General features: G+C 63.3%; 23 protein-coding genes. 12 read left to right on the top strand and 11 right to left on the bottom strand.

Translation table 11 applies throughout. The annotated features are described in order from the left end of the window. Nucleotides 1–31 precede the first annotated feature (31 nt). The gene (locus tag DSM104635_RS07825) at nt 32–1,186 is read left to right on the top strand and encodes a L,D-transpeptidase family protein (protein WP_158765668.1); all 1,155 of its coding nucleotides are present in this window, start codon (nt 32–34) and stop codon (nt 1,184–1,186) included. Here DSM104635_RS07825 and mepK read toward each other — a convergent pair whose 3' ends face one another. Beyond that, nucleotides 1,187–1,765, bottom strand: a complete 579-nt coding sequence (mepK, locus tag DSM104635_RS07830) for a peptidoglycan L,D-endopeptidase MepK (protein WP_158765669.1) — start codon at nt 1,763–1,765, stop codon at nt 1,187–1,189. It abuts the gene before it with no gap. Between the two features lie 168 nt (nt 1,766–1,933). Here mepK and DSM104635_RS07835 point away from each other — a divergent pair, with 168 nt between their 5' ends. Then, entirely contained in the window at nt 1,934–2,479 is a 546-nt protein-coding gene (locus DSM104635_RS07835; RefSeq protein ID WP_228445953.1) for a M23 family metallopeptidase, read from the top strand. On the opposite strand, the gene DSM104635_RS07840 is transcribed toward DSM104635_RS07835, so the two are convergent. Further along, entirely contained in the window at nt 2,476–3,012 is a 537-nt protein-coding gene (locus DSM104635_RS07840; protein ID WP_158765671.1) for a DUF4339 domain-containing protein, read from the bottom strand. The genes DSM104635_RS07835 and DSM104635_RS07840 overlap by 4 nt on opposite strands. 87 nt (nt 3,013–3,099) lie before the next feature. Beyond that, nucleotides 3,100–3,717, bottom strand: coding sequence for a PilZ domain-containing protein (locus DSM104635_RS07845; protein ID WP_158765672.1), 618 nt, complete (start codon nt 3,715–3,717; stop codon nt 3,100–3,102). A gap of 118 nt (nt 3,718–3,835) precedes the next feature. Here DSM104635_RS07845 and DSM104635_RS07850 point away from each other — a divergent pair, with 118 nt between their 5' ends. Genes DSM104635_RS07850 through DSM104635_RS07860 form a run of 3 tightly spaced genes read left to right on the top strand, consistent with a single transcriptional unit; the run spans nt 3,836 to nt 6,700 of the window. Continuing rightward, the gene (locus DSM104635_RS07850) at nt 3,836–5,509 is read left to right on the top strand and encodes a choline dehydrogenase (protein ID WP_228445955.1); all 1,674 of its coding nucleotides are present in this window, start codon (nt 3,836–3,838) and stop codon (nt 5,507–5,509) included. Beyond that, nucleotides 5,506–6,144: a Pr6Pr family membrane protein gene (locus DSM104635_RS07855; protein WP_158765673.1), complete on the top strand. Its 639-nt coding sequence runs from the start codon at nt 5,506–5,508 to the stop codon at nt 6,142–6,144. The genes DSM104635_RS07850 and DSM104635_RS07855 overlap by 4 nt, the downstream gene beginning before the upstream one ends. A 43-nt stretch (nt 6,145–6,187) precedes the next feature. Further along, nucleotides 6,188–6,700, top strand: a complete 513-nt coding sequence (locus tag DSM104635_RS07860) for an OmpA family protein (RefSeq protein WP_158765674.1) — start codon at nt 6,188–6,190, stop codon at nt 6,698–6,700. Between the two features lie 35 nt (nt 6,701–6,735). Here the strand turns inward: DSM104635_RS07860 and DSM104635_RS07865 are convergent, their stop codons facing one another. Continuing rightward, nucleotides 6,736–7,263 (bottom strand): PAS domain-containing protein, encoded by a 528-nt coding sequence (locus tag DSM104635_RS07865; RefSeq protein WP_228445957.1) that lies wholly within the window; start codon nt 7,261–7,263, stop codon nt 6,736–6,738. Between the two features lie 168 nt (nt 7,264–7,431). Here DSM104635_RS07865 and DSM104635_RS07870 point away from each other — a divergent pair, with 168 nt between their 5' ends. Further along, nucleotides 7,432–8,232 (top strand): hypothetical protein, encoded by an 801-nt coding sequence (locus DSM104635_RS07870; RefSeq protein ID WP_158765676.1) that lies wholly within the window; start codon nt 7,432–7,434, stop codon nt 8,230–8,232. A gap of 107 nt (nt 8,233–8,339) precedes the next feature. On the opposite strand, the gene DSM104635_RS07875 is transcribed toward DSM104635_RS07870, so the two are convergent. Further along, complete coding sequence (locus DSM104635_RS07875; RefSeq protein ID WP_158765677.1) at nt 8,340–8,798, bottom strand: hypothetical protein; 459 nt, start codon at nt 8,796–8,798, stop codon at nt 8,340–8,342. Between the two features lie 105 nt (nt 8,799–8,903). On the opposite strand from DSM104635_RS07875, the gene DSM104635_RS07880 reads away from it, so the two are divergent. The 3 genes from DSM104635_RS07880 (at nt 8,904) to DSM104635_RS07890 (ending at nt 11,294) form a co-directional block, all read left to right on the top strand. Then, nucleotides 8,904–9,335, top strand: a complete 432-nt coding sequence (locus tag DSM104635_RS07880) for a hypothetical protein (RefSeq protein WP_158765678.1) — start codon at nt 8,904–8,906, stop codon at nt 9,333–9,335. 130 nt (nt 9,336–9,465) lie between these two features. Then, nucleotides 9,466–10,950 (top strand): Asp-tRNA(Asn)/Glu-tRNA(Gln) amidotransferase subunit GatB, encoded by a 1,485-nt coding sequence (gene gatB, locus DSM104635_RS07885; RefSeq protein WP_158768037.1) that lies wholly within the window; start codon nt 9,466–9,468, stop codon nt 10,948–10,950. Continuing rightward, nucleotides 10,947–11,294, top strand: coding sequence for a gamma-glutamylcyclotransferase family protein (locus DSM104635_RS07890; protein WP_158765679.1), 348 nt, complete (start codon nt 10,947–10,949; stop codon nt 11,292–11,294). Before gatB ends, DSM104635_RS07890 begins: the two co-directional genes overlap by 4 nt. On the opposite strand, the gene DSM104635_RS07895 is transcribed toward DSM104635_RS07890, so the two are convergent. Together DSM104635_RS07895 and DSM104635_RS07900 are read right to left on the bottom strand one after the other, a co-directional pair. After that, nucleotides 11,291–11,473, bottom strand: coding sequence for a hypothetical protein (locus DSM104635_RS07895; RefSeq protein ID WP_158765680.1), 183 nt, complete (start codon nt 11,471–11,473; stop codon nt 11,291–11,293). The genes DSM104635_RS07890 and DSM104635_RS07895 overlap by 4 nt on opposite strands. 136 nt (nt 11,474–11,609) lie before the next feature. Next, a complete protein-coding gene (locus tag DSM104635_RS07900; protein ID WP_158765681.1) occupies nt 11,610–12,116 on the bottom strand; it encodes an RcnB family protein in 507 nt (168 codons plus the stop codon). 309 nt (nt 12,117–12,425) lie between these two features. Here DSM104635_RS07900 and DSM104635_RS07905 point away from each other — a divergent pair, with 309 nt between their 5' ends. The 3 genes from DSM104635_RS07905 (at nt 12,426) to DSM104635_RS07915 (ending at nt 14,294) form a co-directional block, all read left to right on the top strand. Next, nucleotides 12,426–13,178, top strand: coding sequence for a glutathione S-transferase N-terminal domain-containing protein (locus DSM104635_RS07905; RefSeq protein ID WP_158765682.1), 753 nt, complete (start codon nt 12,426–12,428; stop codon nt 13,176–13,178). 132 nt (nt 13,179–13,310) lie between these two features. Then, complete coding sequence (locus DSM104635_RS07910; protein WP_158765683.1) at nt 13,311–13,580, top strand: hypothetical protein; 270 nt, start codon at nt 13,311–13,313, stop codon at nt 13,578–13,580. 204 nt (nt 13,581–13,784) lie between these two features. Beyond that, a complete protein-coding gene (locus tag DSM104635_RS07915; RefSeq protein WP_158765684.1) occupies nt 13,785–14,294 on the top strand; it encodes a thermonuclease family protein in 510 nt (169 codons plus the stop codon). Nucleotides 14,295–14,304: 10 nt separating this feature from the next. Here the strand turns inward: DSM104635_RS07915 and DSM104635_RS07920 are convergent, their stop codons facing one another. The 4 genes from DSM104635_RS07920 to DSM104635_RS07935 are packed head-to-tail and all read right to left on the bottom strand — an operon-like array spanning nt 14,305 to nt 18,006. Further along, a complete protein-coding gene (locus DSM104635_RS07920) occupies nt 14,305–15,042 on the bottom strand; it encodes a proteasome-type protease (RefSeq protein WP_158765685.1) in 738 nt (245 codons plus the stop codon). Nucleotides 15,043–15,063: 21 nt separating this feature from the next. Next, nucleotides 15,064–15,999, bottom strand: a complete 936-nt coding sequence (locus tag DSM104635_RS07925; protein ID WP_158765686.1) for an alpha-E domain-containing protein — start codon at nt 15,997–15,999, stop codon at nt 15,064–15,066. Continuing rightward, nucleotides 15,999–17,513 (bottom strand): circularly permuted type 2 ATP-grasp protein, encoded by a 1,515-nt coding sequence (locus tag DSM104635_RS07930; protein WP_228445958.1) that lies wholly within the window; start codon nt 17,511–17,513, stop codon nt 15,999–16,001. The genes DSM104635_RS07925 and DSM104635_RS07930 overlap by 1 nt, the downstream gene beginning before the upstream one ends. Before the next feature lie 31 nt (nt 17,514–17,544). After that, nucleotides 17,545–18,006 carry a biopolymer transporter ExbD gene (locus DSM104635_RS07935; protein WP_158765687.1) on the bottom strand — a complete coding sequence of 154 codons (462 nt, stop codon included), beginning with the start codon at nt 18,004–18,006 and terminating at the stop codon, nt 17,545–17,547. Nucleotides 18,007–18,091 lie beyond the last annotated feature (85 nt).

Raw genomic sequence — 18,091 nt, forward strand, 5'->3', positions numbered from 1 at the left:
AGCACCTGAGGGATTATCAGGGGTAGCTCACATGAAGTTCATCGCCGTTGTCACGCCGTTGGTTTTGCTAGCGGCTGCGTGTTCGCCGCCTGCCGCCGATACGCAAAGTTCCGCACCCGTGGTGCAGATGGCCGAAGCCACGCGCGCCGAGATGGATCGCGTCAACGCTTCGCGCTTCACGACGCCCATGCCCGCGCAGGCGCCGGATCCGACTGAGCGTTTGCAGCCGGCCGCCGCGCCGACGCCCGCACCGCCGCCGGCGGGTGAATCGCCGACGGCGACGACCCCCGCATCCACGGTGAGCTACGATGCTGGCCTGGTGCGCATTCAAGTGCTACTCGACCGCGCGCATTTCTCGCCGGGTGTGATCGATGGCTATGACGGTGAGAATGTCCGCAAAGCGGTGTCAGCGTATCAGCACGCGAACAATTTGCCCGTGAACGGTCTCGCCGACGATGCATTGTTGACGCGCCTGGAGCAGGCGGATTCGTCGCCTGCGCTCGTGGCCTATGTGCTGACGTCAGAAGACGTGTCTGGGCCCTTCGTGGATGTGCCGCAGGATCTCGAAGCGATGTCACGCCTTGAGCGCGTCGGCTACGAGAGCGCCGCCGAGGCGATCGCCGAGAAATTCCACATGGACGAGGATCTGCTGCGCACGCTGAATCCCAGCGTGGACTTTGCGACGGCCGGCACGGAAATCGTTGTCGCCAACGGCGGTGGTGAACTTAGCGCCACAGTGGCGTCGGTCCAGGTTGATATCGATGAAGGCGCGGTGCGTGCGTTCGATGCATCGAACCAACTCGTTGCCTACTACCCCGCCACCATCGGCAGCGGCGATGCGCCTGCGCCGGTCGGCGAGCACACGGTGCGCGGCGTCGCGTTTGACCCGACCTATCGCTACGATCCAGCGCGTTTGCCGACGTTTGGCCGCCGTAGCCACGGTGCGGTGGACATCGCCGCGGGTCCGAACAATCCGGTCGGCGCGGTGTGGATTGCGCTGAGTGCGGAAACCTACGGCATCCACGGCGCTGCCAACCCGGCGCAAGTGAGCAAGACGCAGTCACACGGTTGCATCCGTCTCACCAACTGGGATGCGACTGAACTTGGCCGCGCCGTCAGCGTCGGTGTGCCAGTGACGATTCAGGAAGGCAGTGGCCTGGCCGCGCGCGAAAGCGGGCGCGGCTAACTACCAGCGGCGAACGCGGCCGGTATCGACGTGGATGAAGTCGGAGGCTTGGTAATAGCCAACGCCTCCGGCGGCCATGTCAAGCGCCGCGTCGCGCAAGCGGGCGGTGTCCACGCCGCGGATGCGTATGTCGATGGCGCGGCCTTCCATGTGCAGGCTGCGCGTTGCAACGCCGCTCGATCCTTCGTGCAGCGCGGCGTTGGTCACGGGCGAGCGATAGCCGGAAATAATCTGGTAGGGTGTTTGCGTTTCGACTGCGCCTCGCAGCGCGTGCAGCTGATCGAGCAAGCGCGGATCGATCTCGTGCGCTTCGCTGGAGCGGTGATCGCGCATGACGTGATTGATCGCCGCCATCGCGTCGGGGACGTAGTTGCCCGCTTCCCAGTACGCGTCGGCGAACGTGTCGCCCGTGTGCGTGTTGACGAATGCGAGCCGCCGCGCCTCAGCCGCGCGCGTGGCAGGCGGCCCGGTTAGCGTAGTCGCGTTTGCGGGCAAGATCAGCGCTGCAGCGCCGCCGCCGACCAGCGCGCCGTTCAGCAAAGTTCCGCCCGCGAATTGCAGCAAGTTCCGTCGGTTCATGCGCCCTTTGCTCCGCAGCAGCAGTGGCCTGACGCAGCGTCGCGACCATTATGAGGCGTTAAGGCGCCGCTTGTGTAGCGGGAACTTCAGCGACGCGCGGCGTGTTGCGGTAGGATGAGAGGCGTTTGGCTTCATATCATCGGATTAGTCGCGACTTTGGCTGTGGGCGTGGCGTTGTGGCCGCGTCAGGCGCCTGTGCCGCTGTCTGCGCCCGCTCAGGATGCCGAACTCCTCGTCAAACACCGCCAGCCCACGACGCCGCAGCAGCGTCTGCGTGCGCGTCTCATGATACCGGTCGAGGGCGTGACACGCTCCGAGTTGCAGGACACCTGGGGCGACGCGCGGTCCGAAGGACGCACACATCAAGGCATCGACATTATCGCGCCGCAAGGAACCCGCGTGCAGGCCGTGGCGGACGGGCGCATTGTGAAATTCTTCGACAGTGTCCGCGGCGGGATCACGATCTATCAATTCGATCAGACCGAGCGCTTCGTCTATTATTATGGTCACCTCAGCGCGCGCGCCGCTGGGTTACTCGAAGGCGATCAAGTCCGCCAAGGCGCGACGATTGGATATGTCGGCATGACGGGCAACGCGCCGGTGCCGCATCTGCATTTCGAGATTCAACGTTTGCGTGGGACCGAGCGCCGCTGGTGGCAGGCGGACTCGATGAACCCGTACCCGTACCTGATGACGGGTGTGCCGCCGACTTAGGCTTTCGCTTCCGCGCGCAGCGGGCCGTTCCACACTTTGCCGATGCGGACATCGACTTCCGGGCCGAGGTTGAACCAGGCCAAGCGATCGCGGGTAGCGTCGACCACGACAAAGCGATCGCCGCGTTCGAGTGTTTGCGAAAGCGTGTTGCGAACAACGCCAGAGGTGAACTTGGTGCGCACGAGCCAGAGGCCGGGCGCGAGGTCGCAGACTTGGCCCATGCTTTCGAGCGCCGCCATGAACGCCATCCACGAACCGGAGATGATCTCGGCGTGGACGAAGATGTTGGCGGCTTCCGAAGCGCCGGCGTCGTTGCTAGCTTTCGGCGTGCGCATGGCGCGCAGTTCGGTCACGCGGCGGGCTTCGGTCCAACCGGTGTCGGGCTGTTGCGAAACCATTGATGTCTGGCGCACGCGGCCTTCCGCGAGAAAGCGCGCCATTTGCTCAAGGGAGTATGGGCCAAACGCTTTGCCGCGGATCTGCACCCACCAGGTCGAGGCGGTTGCGATCTTGGGAGGGGCGACGTCGCTCACGGGCTCATGCTCCAATTCAGCACGATGAGTTACTCGCCTCATCGGTGAAGTGGAACGGAAGCAATCGCCGTGCCGGAGAAGAGTTTATTAGGGACGTTTGTGCTGGTCGAAGTCGATGGCGAAGCCGCCCTCGATTAAGCGAGCCACGCGGCCATACACCGTGCCCACCCGGACCCACACGCCAATCAGGGGCGGCGGCCGCTTACTCTTTATGGTGATGCCGGCGAGCGAGAAGTCGACGACTTCGCCCTCGTACGCTTCGCCAGTCTCGAATTCGAGTTTCACCAGCTGAGCGCCGTCGCTGATCGTCGGGCGCACCGGCGCCTCGATCCCGAGATCGCGGTTAACGATCAGTGTCAATTGCTCGGCGAGCTTCTCGCGCTTGTGCGCAGTGAAGTCGAAGATGACAGCGACTTCGCCTTCGCCGCAGCTGCGCGCGACTTTGCCGGACACGCGGCCGATGCCTTCAAGATAGATAATGACGCGTTCGCCGATCGGCGGCAGCGTGGTGGCCGCGATGCGGACGTCACCGGGCGAAATGTCTTCAGTCCGGCAATCGTGTTCGCGCCCGAACGTATCCAGCAGCCGGCCGCTGACTTGGATCGGCATGCGGCGGAAGCGGCGGCGTTCGCGCAGGCCGACCTGAGCGGCGGTGAGCCGGCGCGCGGCGGCGGCGAGATCGAGCTTTGCTGCAATCTGGGTCATCGCATCATCAATGCACTGTTCACCGTAAACGTTTGATTAAGCTTTGACGGAGGGGCAGGGCTTGGCGCCGGGGCGGCGGGCGCGCAAAGGTTCCGGCAACCATAAGAGGGACGGAAACGTGGCGGATATAGAGAGTGGCGATCGCTTCGATTACGTGATCGTGGGCGCCGGCAGCGCCGGGTGCGTGCTGGCGACCCGGCTGAGCGAAGACCCGAATATCAGTGTCGCGCTGCTGGAGGCGGGCGGCCATAACGACACCCTGCTCGTGAACATGCCGGCGGGCGCCAGCCAGCTCTTCAACAACAAGAACGCGACGAACTGGGCGTTCGAGACAGCGCCGCAAGCTGAGCTCGGTGGCCGGCGTCTGTTTCAGCCGCGCGGACGCGGTTGGGGTGGCTCATCCTCGATCAACGCGATGATGTATATCCGCGGCCACGCGCGCGATTACGATCACTGGCGCCAGACGGGCCTGACCGGCTGGGGCTATGCGGACGTGCTGCCCTACTTCAAGCGCTCGCAGAACAACGAGACCGGCGGCGATGCTTGGAACGGCGAAGGCGGGCCGCTCTACGTTTCCAAAAGCCCGCCTGGGTATCCGCTGCAGAAGGTGTTCATCCGCGCCGCCGCGCAAGCCGGCTTCCCGGTCACGCGCGACTTCAACGGCTATCAGCAGGAAGGCGCCGGCATCTACAGCCTGACCATCAAGGATGGGAAACGCTGGTCGACAGCGAACGCGTATCTGCGCCCGGTTGTCGGTACGCGCCCGAACTTGACGGTGATCTCCAACGCGCATGCTGGGCGCATCATCATTGAGCGCAACATGGCGGTCGGTGTTGAGTATTCCGCCGGCCTCGGCAAGCCGGTGAAGACTGTTTACGCCAAGCGCGAAGTGCTGGTGAGCGCGGGCGCATTCCAATCGCCTCAGCTGCTGCTGCTCTCAGGCATCGGGCCTGCTGACGACCTGAAGAAGCTTGGCATTCCGGTTGAGGTCGATTCACCGGAAGTCGGCCGCAACCTGCAGGATCACATCGATTGCGGTGTGCTGTACGGATGCACCAAGCCGATTACGCTGTACTCGCTGCTTCAGGGCTCGAAGCAGACGATGGTCGGCATCGAGTACATGCTGCGCGGCACCGGGCATGGCCGAACGATCCACTTGCACTCGGGCGCCTTCATCAAAACGCGCGGCGAGTTGGACCGGCCGGATGTGCAAATTCACTTCGTCAACGCCCTGATGCGCGATCACGGCCGGGTTAAAGCGGAGGCGGACGGTTTCACCATTCACACCTGCCCGCTGCGGCCAGAGAGCCGCGGTACGGTGCAACTGGCGTCGCGCGATCCGTTCGCGTCGCCGATCATCGATCCGCGCTATCTCAGCGAGCCAAACGATATTCGCTGCATGCGCGACAGTATCCGGTTGATCCGGGACATCGTCTCGCAAGAGGCGTTTGATCGTTATCGTGGCGCGGAGATCGCGCCGGGTGCGCACATCCGGACGGACAGCGAGCTGGATGCGTGGATCCGGTCCACGGCGGAGACGCTCTATCACCCCGTCGGTACCGTGCGCATGGGCGTGGATGCCAAGGCGCCGGTGGATCAAGAGCTCCGCGTGCGTGGCATCGACGGGCTGCGCGTGATCGACGCGTCGGTGATGCCGACCTTGATCGGCGGCAACACCAATGCGCCCACCATCATGATCGCGGAGAAACTCTCCGACATGATCCGGGGCAAGGCTTTGCTGCCGCCGCAGGATGCGCCGATCGCCGAGGACGAACGCGTGGGCGCCGTATGAGCGCCGCGCGGCTTGCGGCTATCGTGGGCGCGTTGGTCGGCGTGTTCGGACTCATTCTGCAGCACGTGCTACTGTACGCCGACATGACGTCGAACGGCGCGTCGCCGGTCGAAGCGACGTGGCGCTACTTTGCGTATTTCACGATTCTCACTAACACGTTCGTCACGTTGGTGATGGCGCGTGCGGCGCTCAATCCTGCTAGCGCCACCGGCCTCAACAGTCGTCGCGTCGAGTTGATGGCGGTGACGTCGATCCTGTTCGTGTGCATCACCTACAACGTGCTGCTGGCGGCGCGCTGGGACCCGCAAGGCTGGCAGAAGGTGGCCGACGTCATTGTCCACAACGTCGTGCCGATCCTGTTTGCGATCTTCTGGGCGTTGCGTCCGCATGGCGGCCTGACTTGGCGCGATGCGGCGTTCGCGGCGCTGTGGCCCGCCGCTTATGCAGTTTATGGGCTTACGCGCGGCGCGTTCGACGGCTTCTATCCGTACTTTTTCATGGATCCGACAGCGATCAGCTATGTCCAGATTGCGGTGAACCTAGCCGGCCTCGTTGTCGCGTTCATGATCGGTGCGGGGATCATCGTCGCTGTCAGCGGCGCGCTGGGGCGGCGCAAGGCCCCAGATTCGCCATAGACGCGGAACACATCAGCGGCGGTTGCTGTGAGGGAGCCGTCCCATGCGTTCATTGCTTGTGGCCATTGCACTGGTAGCCGCGTCCGTCGCACCGGCCTTCGCGCAGCAAAGCGAGATGGACCGCGCTGAGCAGGACTTGCGAACCACCATGGCGCCGTCTGCCTCCGCTGGCGCGACGGTCGAGCGCGTATCGCCCAACGAAGTCCGCGTGCGGATGCCGTCCGACATCACCTTCGACTTCAACCGCGCCAATGTGCGCTACGAATTTACGCCGCAAATCCGCCAACTGGCGCAGACCCTGTCGCGCTATCCCGGCATGTCAGTGACGATCATCGGTCACGCGGACGCCATCGGCTCTGACGATTACAACCTTCGCCTCTCCGAACGCCGCGCCCGATCCGTCGCCGATGCGCTGACGGATTATGGCGTCCGCCATCGCCGCATCGACACCGACGGCATGGGCGAGTTCGAGCCGATCGCTACAAACGCCAGCGAATGGGGCCGCGCACAAAATCGCCGCGTGGAAATTCGTATCGCCTCGGCTTCGGCGAAATAACTCAGGATCGGGTCGCATTTGCTCCGCGTACGCATCTAGTCGTTCACGACGACGAGCCGCATGCCCTTCGGCGCCTTGGCCGCCGGCGGATGCAATGAGCCCAATCGTAACAGCTGAATCGAACATCCATCCAGGAACGGTTCGCCGCCGAGCGATTGGAAGAGGCCGAGAAAGCGGTTGCCTAGCTTGTGGTCGACCTTAAGCGGCGTCAGCAGGATTTCCGCGCCGAGCACTGATCCGCCGGCGGTCTCCGCGGTAATGCGTGCAATGCCGGGTTCGCCCGCGGTCGCGCACGCATCGATTAGCGCATTCATCATCGCGAGATCAGGGGCCAAGAAGAAGCGCGCGAAATCGTGTTCGCGCAGGTCGCGGCCGAATAGCTTAACCAGATCTTGCCCGAAGGTGCGGATCGGCATGCGGCCGTCCTTGGTGCGCTCGATCACGAACAGACGCTCAAGCACCTGATCGGCGCCGCCCTTCTTAGGCGGCGCGCCCGCGCCAGCGAGCGCTCGGCCATAGGCGAGGAGCGCGCGTGTGTCGGGATGAAAGGTCTCTTCCCCCATCATTAAACTTAACAGCCGTGATGTTGCTTCGAGTGCGCAAGGGCACACGCAAGCCTCAGGCCCAAGCGAGACAAGGGAATTGCGTGCTGAGAAGGGGCTGTTTCGCCGTTAACGCGAGACTGGCCCCTCGCTTGCAGCACGCCGGGAGAAGTTAAGGAGAAACGGCATATGACCGTTCCAGCCCGGTACATTCTGGCCGCGATCGCGTTTGGCGTCGCAGCCCTTGGTTTTCTGACGCTGCCGACGGAAGCGTCTGCGGATTGCGGCGGCAATAGCTGCCACCGTCCGCCCGCGTGCCATCACGGCTGCAACCCACCCCCGCCGCCACCGCCGCCGTGCTGCACGCCGCCGGTCGTGATCGTGCCGCCGCCGAATGTGCCGCCGCCGAATATCGTGGTAGTGAACGCCGGCGCCCGCGCTCAGGCTAGCGCTTCCGCGTTTGCCATTGCGGTCGCCAACGTCCGCACGGGCGACACCATCATTCGTCAGAACATGGTGATGGAAGGCGGCGCGACTGCTGCTGTCACGTCTGGCGCCTTCGCTGTGGGCGAAGCGTCGGTCGAGATGGAGAGCGTCACCCGTGAGCGCGATTTGCTGATCCAAGCGATCTGCATCGACGCCAGCAACAACCCGCACCCGGCGTCGCAAACCTTTGGCGGCCGTGATGTCGCCCACGGCTATCGTGGCGAGATCTATCGCTGCATGTCGGGCACCCGCATGCGCTACACCATCGACGGCCGCTCGGCCGACTGCGCCCAGGGCGAAGCGCTTTGGTACGAAGGCGGCCGCGTTGAGTGCCGTCCGCAGATCGCGCGCCGCCCGTGCAACGAGCGTTCGCTGCTGCGCCGCCACGGCCCCGGCGACAAGCTGGTCCGCATCCGCGACACCGAAGTGCGCGCCTCGCGCACCGAAACCACCTTCAACGGCGCCATGACTATGGATGGCGGCGTTGGTCAGAGCGTGTGGTGATCCCACACGCAAACGCTTCGACCTCTCTCCCAATCTAACTCAAGGCCATCACCCCTCGGCCTGCCCCCGCGAAAGCGGGGGTTTTTATTTTGGGCCGAGGGGTGTGCCTATTGGGCGGTGACGATGTCGGTGATTTCAGCCAGCTGCTGGCCGCCGCACATGATGCGCACGGCGCGATATTGCTGCGCGATGGCGGGGCCTTCGTAACGCACGGGCGTTGGCGTCACGACTTGCGCGACGATGCCGCTGGGCGCTGTCGAGGTGACGATGAGCTGCTGCACCGGAATCGCGCTGCGGTCGGCGGGGCCGAGATCGAGCGTCGCGGCGTAGCCTGGCGTCGGCAAATCCACTTCGCCGGTCACGATCAGCGTGCGCTGTGCACCCGGCCCAGGCATGGCGTTGACGTGAGCAGTCCAATTGCGGTTGGCGATCACGGCGCATGAGCTCGCGGCCGGCGCTTCCGCGACGGGAGCGGGCGCAGTGATTGGGTCGGTGGTGGCGTTGGTTTGGCCGCAGGCCGCGAGCGCCGTGATGGCGCAGGCCAGCATTAAGTGGGTGGTCTTCATCCGAGTGCTCCGAGCGCCCGTCCCCGGCCAGATACTTGCGTACCGATGGCCAATTGGAAAGCGAAACCGGGTTCTCCGCAGGCGTCGTTGGTTTAGAGTTGTGTCATGAAGCGGCTTGTTCTCGCCCTTGGCGTTGGCTTTCTCGGCGTAGCGCCCGCGCGCGCGCAGGATCGCAGCATCAGCGTGCAAGCGATCTGCATGGATGCCCGTGGCATGCCGCACCCCGCGTCGCAGACCTTTGCCGAGCGTGATGTGGTCGCGACCTATGCGGGCGAGCTGTTTCGGTGTCTGCCCGGCACATCGATGCGTTACGTCGCGGACTCCCTCAATCACGATTGCGCTGCGGGTGAGGCGCTTTGGTACGAAGACCGGCGCTTGAGCTGCCGCGCCGAAGTTGCCTCAGACGCTGAGCAAGAACGCGAAATGCTGCGCCAGTTTGGACCTGGTGAAAAGGCGGTCCAGATCGCATCCGGCCCGTCCGCCGAGCCCGCGCGCGCTGCCCCGCGGATTGTCAACGGTTACGCCCGGACGCGTTGAGGTTGGAGCGCGGGGCTTCAGCCCCGCTTGAACACAAGCGCCTCGCTTAGTGAAGAAGTGCGCGCCTGAAGGCGCGCGCGCCAACCTGCAGCCGGTTGCGTGGTTCGGCCAATCCTCTTATCTCCGCACCATGACTGCACTCGATATCCGCTCCGCCCGCCCTGACCAGCTTGTTGCCGGCCAGAAGACCCAATGGGAAATCATTGTGGGCCTCGAAGTGCACGCGCAGGTGACTTCGAACGCGAAGCTGTTTTCGGGCGCGAGCGCCGCTTATGGCGGTGATCCGAACGCGCATGTGTCGCTAGTCGATGCGGCGATGCCCGGCATGCTGCCGGTGATCAACAGATTTTGCGTGGAGCAAGCGGTCCGCACCGGCCTTGGCCTCAATGCGCATATCAACAAGAAGAGCCGGTTCGACCGGAAGAACTATTTCTATCCCGATCTGCCGCAAGGCTACCAAATCAGCCAGTACCAACACCCGATCGTTGGCGAAGGCGCGATCGAGATTGAGCCGGATGGCGAAGCGCCGATCGAGATCCGCATCGAGCGCCTGCACTTGGAGCAAGACGCTGGCAAATCGATCCATGATCTGTCGCCGAACGAGACGTACGTCGATTTGAATCGCGCGGGCGTCGCGCTGATGGAAATCGTCTCGCGGCCGGACATGCGTTCATCGAAGGAGGCGGCGGCTTACTTCAATAAGGTGCGCTCGATCGTGCGCGCGCTCGGCACCTGCGACGGCAACATGGAAGAAGGCTCCATGCGCGCCGATGTGAACGTCTCGGTGCGCAAGGCCGGCACCAAGGAATGGGGCACGCGGTGCGAAATCAAGAACGTGAACTCGACGCGCTTCATGCAGCAAGCGATCGAGTACGAAGCGCGCCGTCAGATTGAAATTCTCGAAGGCGGTGGCAGCATCGATCAAGAGACGCGCCTGTTCGATCCGGACAAGGGCGAAACGCGCACCATGCGCTCCAAGGAAGACGCGCACGACTATCGCTACTTCCCAGACCCGGACTTGCTGCCGCTGGTGCTGGACGATGCGTGGATCGCCGAGATCAAGGCGTCGCTGCCTGAATTGCCGGACGCGAAGAAGAAGCGCTTCGTCGCCGATTACGGGCTGACGGCGTATGACGCTGGCGTGCTGTCGGGCGATAGCGAAGCGGCGGCGTATTTCGAAACAGTCGCCAAGGGCCGCGATGGCAAGCAAGCGGCGAACTGGGTGACGCAGGAACTGTTCGGCGCGCTGAACAAGAGTGGCCTGGAGCTGGCGCAATCGCCGGTGAAGGCCGACGCGCTCGGCGCGCTGCTCGATCTGATCAAGGACGGCACCATCAACGGCAAGATCGCTAAGGACGTCTTCGCCAAGATGTTGGAGACCGGCGACGCGCCCGGCGCCATCGTGGATCGCGAAGGATTGCGCCAAGTCACCGACACCGGCGCAATCGAGAAAGCCATCGACGAGTTGATGGCCGCGAACGCCGATAAGGTCGCTGACGTGCAGAAGAACCCGAAGGCGTTCGGCTGGTGGGTCGGCCAGGCGATGAAGGCGACCGGCGGCAAAGCGAACCCAGCGGTGGTGAACGAGATTTTGAAGAGGAAGCTCGGCGTGTGAGCGAGGCGAGCGAGCGCCTCTTCTCCTACGGGACACTGCAACTGCCCGAGGTGCAGCGCGCCACGTTTGGGCGGTTGCTCGACGGCGCGGCAGACGCGCTCGTGGGCTTCAAGAAAGAGTTGGTCGAGATCACCGATCCCGATGTGCTCGCCAAGAGCGGCGAGCGCTTTCATCCGATTGTGGTGCGCTCCGAATATCCGGCAGACCGCGTGCCAGGCACGGTGTTCGCGATCACGCCAACGGAACTCGCCGCCGCGGATTCCTACGAAGTGTCAGACTACAAGCGCGTCGATGCCGAACTCGCGTCCGGCCTGCGTGCTTGGGTCTATGTGAAGCGCAGTTAGCGCGCGCGAGCCGCAAGCGGTGTGTAGCGCGCCACGTGCCCAGCCGCGCCAATCACGGCAGGGCCGTCGATCTCGGCCCGGAGGTGCGCTTCGAACGAGCCGGCCTGGAGCGAGGCGATGCGATCGCCGCCGGGCACGAAGGCTTGCACCATCACGCACATCCAGATGTACATCAGCATGTGAAAAGGCTCCTCGGTGGTTCGTTGGGGAGCCTCAATCAGTTTAGTTGAGCGCGGGTTAATGCACATAAAGTGCGCCCCGCAGCCGGGGAGGTGCTGCGGGGCGCTTTGAAGGCATCAGGCCAACAAGGGAGGGTTAGTTGTCGGCCAGCATGATGCCCAAGATCACGCCGGTCGCGATGCCGACGAGCAGCAGATCGCCGCGGTCATCGCGGACGTAGTGGTAGCCGCGCGGCGGACGGCGATAGCCGTAGCGATCATAGTCGCGCACTTCGACATAGCGGGTGCGGTAGTATGACGGCAGGCGGTCGCCACGGCGCCAGCTGCGATAGCCGTAGTCGGCGTAGTCGCGATACGCAGCGGGCGGCGGGCCATAATACCAGCGGCCGCGATAGTTGTAGCCATTGTAGCGGCTATGATCCCAACCGCGGTGGCGGCCGCGATCTCTGCGGTCACGGCGATCGTCGCGATCCCAGCGGCCGTCACGGTCGCGACGATCATAGTCACGATCTCGATCTCGATCACCGCGGTCACGGTCACGATCCCAGTCTCGGTCGCGATGTTGTGCAGCGGCTTGAGCCGGCAGAGCCAGCGGCGCCGCGAATGTAGCAGCGGCAAGCGCCGCCATCACAAAGCGTTTCATAACGAGGTCTCCTTCCTGCTTCCCTTGAACTGCTCCGTTCAAAAGAAGGTCCCTCTTTGCCCTGCGAGTTTGTCGTCGCTTGACTGAACTGTGTCTGAATGAATGCGGAACTCTGTGCTTAGGCTTTGTCAGAGTTTGTCATCGCGTTGATTTGCAATACTCAGACGTATCTTTTGACCGCGTCTTGCAGTGTTCCGACCGAGCGTCACGTCCTCGTGAAGTCTTTGTCGGAGGCGAACTCACTCTGCGTGAGCTAGCGCGACGCGCGATCTGTTCCCATGTTCGTTCAGGTTAGATTCAGGAACGCCGATGCCGCAGCCGATTGAAGCCTACATCTGGCCTACGCCGAACGGCCACAAGATCACGATCGCGCTCGAGGAAATGGGCCTCCCACACGTGATCAAGCCCGTGAACATCGGCAAAGGCGAGCAGTTCACGCCGAGCTTCATGGCGATCTCGCCGAACAACCGGATGCCCGCGATCATCGATCCCGATGGGCCGGGTGGAGCGCCAATTTCGATCTTCGAGTCCGGCGCCATCCTTCAGTATCTCGGACGCAAGAGCGGCAAGTTCTATCCTGCGGATGAACGCGCACGCGTCGTGGTTGACGAATGGTTGATATGGCAGGTGGCCAATCTTGGCCCGATGGCCGGGCAGGCAAGCCATTTCATCAACTACGCGCCGAAGCTCGTCGATGATGAGACGCTGATCGAGTACGGCCGCACGCGGTACGTGAATGAGCTCAATCGTCTCTGCGGTGTCGTCGAACGGCGGCTGAGTGAACTGCCATATCTCGCAGGCGAGTATTCGATCGCCGACATGGCGTCGTGGCCATGGCTGCGCGGCGCGCATCGGCTCGGGCAGAGCTATGATGATTTCCCAAAGCTTAAAGACTGGATCGATCGCATTTATGCGCGCCCGGCCGTGATGATTGCCGTCAAAACCGGCGAGGCGTTACGCGCCGCAGCAGATCAAAACGCCGCGGAAAATAAGGAAAGCGCGCGCTTCCTGTTCGGACAGACGGCGAAGTCAGTTTCCGATGCGCTCAAGAAACAAAGCTAGCGGCGCTTAAGCTTATCGCAAGTTATGCACGTTATTGATCCACCTCTGACGGCGCGAAAAATGCACGTCATTGGGGTGGAACGGATATGGCTAAAGCCAGACGTTCCTAAGTGGTACAAGGGAGCGGCCAGAATGGCGTTTACAGATCATGAAATCGCTGAGGCGCACGAAGCCGTGCGTACGCAAAGCGATAGCGACAACCTCTACAAGCTGGGCTTGATCTATTCGACCGGCCAAGAGCTGGACCTGGTGCAAGCGCACATGTGGTTCAATCTCGCCGCGTCGCGCGGTTCGGAAGCGGCCAAGGAATGCCGCCGCGAACTCGCCGACCAAATGTCGAGAGATCTTATCGCGGAAGCGCAAAAGCGCGCCCGCGAGTGGCTTTCGGTTAAGCACCACTAAACAACGGGGTCGAGCTCAGGGCGCGGCCACTTGTGCATGCCTTCCCGATTTCTTCGGCCGGCGTACGCGCGCCGGCGTCGGCGGTCCAAGTGGCCGCTTAAGTTGGTCTCCGGGACGACCATCTCGGTGGTCGTTGGCGCGTGGGCGTTTGATCTCCCTGCAGAGCTTGCCGCGCTACCTGTCACGAACGTCGAAACATTTGCGATGGCGACCGCTGCGGCGGTGGTCATCGTCGGCGCAGCGCTCATTCCGACGCGCTACGGATATTTCCTTTGGCACGCGTTCGCCAACGCGCTCGCCGAAAAAAAACCGCATCTCCTTACACAGCCGTGGATCATAGACGGCGACACCATCGATGACCTCGCGACGGGCATCCGCTATAGGTTCGCCAACATCGACGCACCGGAAACCGGCGACAACGCAAAGTGCTTCTGGGAGCGCTCCCGCGGTGAAGACGCTAGATCGGCGGCCATTCGATTGGTCCGCAGCGCGAGTGTCGTTAGCGTCCGCCGCACATTTCGTCATGACATTTATGGCCGCCGCATCGCCTACGTGCTCGTAGATGGTCAGGATCTCGGCACACTCCTGGTGAACGAGGGCCTAGCGCGGCCATGGCGCGGCACGCGCCGAAAATGGTGCGGTCCGCGAGGTGGGCTGTCGCTGATCGCTCGTAGCGGCGCGCGCGGCCATTCCTGCAAAACTTGCGGCGCCTAGTTTAGAGGCGTCAGCTCAGCCAGGGCGGGGCCGGCAGGTCGCGATAGGCTTCGCGCAGCGCTTCCGACCAGCGCGTGCGGATATCCTTGAAGTACGGATCGTCCTCGGCGATCCGCTCATACGCCGCGATCTCCTGCGAGTCACGCCGGTAGATCAGGAGGTCCGCCGGCAGGCCGACTGAAAAATTCGACCGCAGCGTCGAGTCCATCGAAATCAGCGCCAGCTTCACCGCGCCGTCGAGCGGCGTGTCGTAGCGTGCGACGCGATCCAGGATCGGCTTGCCATACTTGGCTTCGCCGATCTGGAAGAATGGCGTGTCCACCGTCGCCTCAATGAAATTGCCCGCCGCGTAGATGTGGAACATCTTCATCTTGTCGCCAGCGATCTGCCCGGCGACGATGATGCTGGCGTCGAACATGAAATTCTGCGCATTCGGCCCCGACGTCGCTGAGGTGTAGACGCGGCTGACGGCGTTGCCGATCAATTGCGCCGCCTCGTACATCGACTTCACTGTCATCAGCGTATCGAACGGCTCGTTTGGATCGAGACCGAGGCCATCGATCACGCGCGCCACCACCGCTTGCGTGACGGCGAGGTTACCGGCGCTCATCATGGCAATGACGCGATCGCCCGGGGCGACCACGTTCATCTTGGTGAAGCTGGCAATATTGTCCGGCCCCGCATTGGTGCGAGTGTCGGACAGGAGCACGAGCCCCTCCTGCAAACAAAGACCAACGCAATACGTCATAAAATCCCGCCGAGAGCGCTGCTAACGCATGTACAGATTCGCTATTTGATCGCCTAGTTCTCTCGTCTTATCGATGTGGTCTGTCAGTGCTTCATGCAGACCGGTCTGGAAAATGTCCTCGATACGGCCGAAACGAAGTTGAGCGGCGATGGCTCCGGCCTGCCGGTGGCACTCGCCGCGTTTGCCGCCGTGGATTTTGGAGAGTTCCTCGAGGCAGCCAACGATGCCGTCATAACAGGCGCGCAACGATCGCGGCATCTCGGGCCGCAGGATCATCAGTTCGGCGACGTTCCAGGGCTGCACCTCTTCGCGGTAGACCCACTGATACGCGCGCACGGCGGACACCGCGCGGAGCACGCTGGTCCACTGGTAATAGTCCAGCATGCCGCCGACGCCGGAGGACTCGCGTGGCAGCAGCAAGTGATATTTTACGTCGAGGATTCGCGCCGTGTTATCAGCGCGTTCAACAAAAGTGCCGAGCCGCACGAACCAATAATTCTCATTGCGCAGCATCGTAGTTTCGTACGCGCCGGAAAAGCGCGTCGAGAGCGTGCGCACCCAGTCCAAGGTTTCCGCGAGGCGCGCGGACGAAAAGTGCTGTTCAGTCAGCGCGCGCGATTCGAGCCAGCCCTGATTGACCGCCTCCCACATGTCGCGTGTTAGCGCCGTGCGCATCGCCCGCGCATTGATGCGGGCTTGATCGAGGCAGCTGATGATCGAAGAATCGTTGTCGGGGCCGGTGCACAAAAAGCGCGCCGCGGTATCGGGCGTCACCTCATCGTAGACTTCGTCGAAGAGCTCATCGACGCCCGCGGCCGCAAGCGCAGAGCGCCATTCTTCGGCTTCGCTCGAGACGCCGGCCATGCTTTGCGCCGCTTCGATCAGGCGGGCGAGGTTGTCGATGCGCTCCATGTAGCGCGCGAGCCAGAACAGGGCGTCTGCGGCGCGCGCGAGCATCAGCGCCCGTTTCCGTTCGACCGCAGCACCCACGTGTCCTTGGTGCCGCCGCCTTGGCTCGAGTTCACGACGAGCGAGCCGTCCTGCAGCGCCACGCGCGTCAAACCGCCAGGAACGATGCGCACGCCATCGACGCCCGATAGCACGAAGGGCCTGAGATCGACGTGGCGCGGCGCGCAGACAGAGCCAGCAAAGGTCGGGCAGGTGGAAAGCGCCAAGGTCGGCTGCGCCACGTAAGCCGAGGGGTTGCGCTGCAGTTTCTTTGCGAACGCATCGCGGGTCTTCTTGGTCGCGTGCGGACCCACTAGCATGCCGTAGCCGCCAGAGCCGCGCGTCTCCTTGACGACCAGCTCTTCCAGATGATCCATCACGTATGCGAGTGCGCCTTCATTGGCGCAATCCCATGTCGGCACGTTCTTTAGGATCGGTTCTTCGCCCAGATAAAAGCGCACCATCTCCGGCACGTGCATGTAAACGGCCTTATCGTCCGCGAGCCCCGCGCCTGGCGCATTGGCAAGCGCCACGTTGCCTTCACGGTACGCTTCCATCAGCCCCGGTGCGCCGAGTACGGAGTCCGCGCGGAACGCGAGCGGGTCGAGGAAGTCGTCGTCGATGCGCCGGTAGATGACGTGGACGCGCTTCAGCCCGTCGGTGGTGCGCATGTAGACTTTCTTGTCCTGCACCGTGATGTCCACGCCTTCGACAAGCTCGACGCCCATCTCATCAGCAAGGAAGGAGTGCTCGTAATAGGCGCTGTTGAACTGGCCCGGCGTTAGCACCACGACGCAGGGCTCTTCGCCGATCGGCGTCGTCAGCGAGCGGAGTGTCGCCAGCAGGTCTTGCGGATAACGTGCAACCGGTGCGACGCCCACGCGCGCGAACAGCTCCGGAAAGAGCCGCATCATCACGGCGCGGTTTTCCAGCATGTAGGAAACGCCGGATGGCGTGCGGCAATTGTCCTCCAAGACGTAGAACTCGTCGGCGCCGGTGCGCACGAGATCGATGCCGGCGATGTGGGTGTAGATGCCGCCTGGCACCGAGACGCCCTGCATCTGCGCGCAATAGGCGGGTTGGTTGTCGATGTATTCGTTGGTGAGCTTGCCGGCTTTGACGATCTCACGGGAGCCGTAGGCATCGGCGAGGAATCGATTCAGCGCGGTGACGCGCTGGACGAGGCCGCGTTCGAGTAGAGACCATTCCTCGGCGTCGAGCACGCGCGGGATGATGTCGAACGGGATCAGCCGTTCGGTGTCGCCGCCTTCGGTGTAGACCGCGAAGGTAATGCCGACGCGGCGGAAGAGGCGCTCGGCTTCCTCGCGCTTGGTCTCCAGTACGTCGGACGGTGTATCGGCGAGCCATGCGGCGATGGCGGCGTAGGCGTTGCGGACCTCGCCGTCAGTTCCGTACATGTCGTCGAAGAAGTTGCGCATCTGTCGCGATGATGCGTCCGATCTGCGGCGGAGCGCCAGGGCTTTCGCCGCGTTTGGCGGCGCCCGCGCCCAAGTATGCAGCATTCGCGGCGCGGGGCGCCGGTTTCAACGGCGCCTAGGGGGCGTCCGCGTCCTGCGCAACGATGCTGACGCGCTGGAACTGAGCCGCCTGCAAACCCTCAACGACCGAAACGACGTCCTGGTAGGAGACCTCGAGGTCGGCGCGCACGAACAGCTTTCCCTCCGTGAGCACGTCTTCTCGTGCGAGCGCGGTATTGGCGGCCAGAATATGGGCCATTGCTGCGGCCGGTAGCCCAGCACGTGAGACCTCTTCGCCGTTCAGGAAAACGCGGGCGCCTGTGGGCGACGCGCGAACTTGGACAATGGTCGGCTCAATGACGAGATGCACGGATGGTCCTGGCCGGGGCAGGTCCACGCGCAAATCGGTTGTGGGCTTCGGCGCTGTGACCATGAAGATGATCAGTAGAACCAGCAGCACGTCGATGAACGGAATGACGTTCGGGTCTACGTTGGGTGCGAACGAAACGCGCGCGCGGCGTGCCAGCGCCATGGCCATGATTTGCCTCCCTTATCGTTGCAAGGAAGCGTGCGCGCTTGCCAGCAGGCGCGGCAAATCACGTGACTGAGAGGCCGATCACAAG

The sequence above is a fragment of the Terricaulis silvestris genome, from assembly GCF_009792355.1.
Taxonomy (GTDB): domain Bacteria; phylum Pseudomonadota; class Alphaproteobacteria; order Caulobacterales; family Aquidulcibacteraceae; genus Vitreimonas; species Vitreimonas silvestris.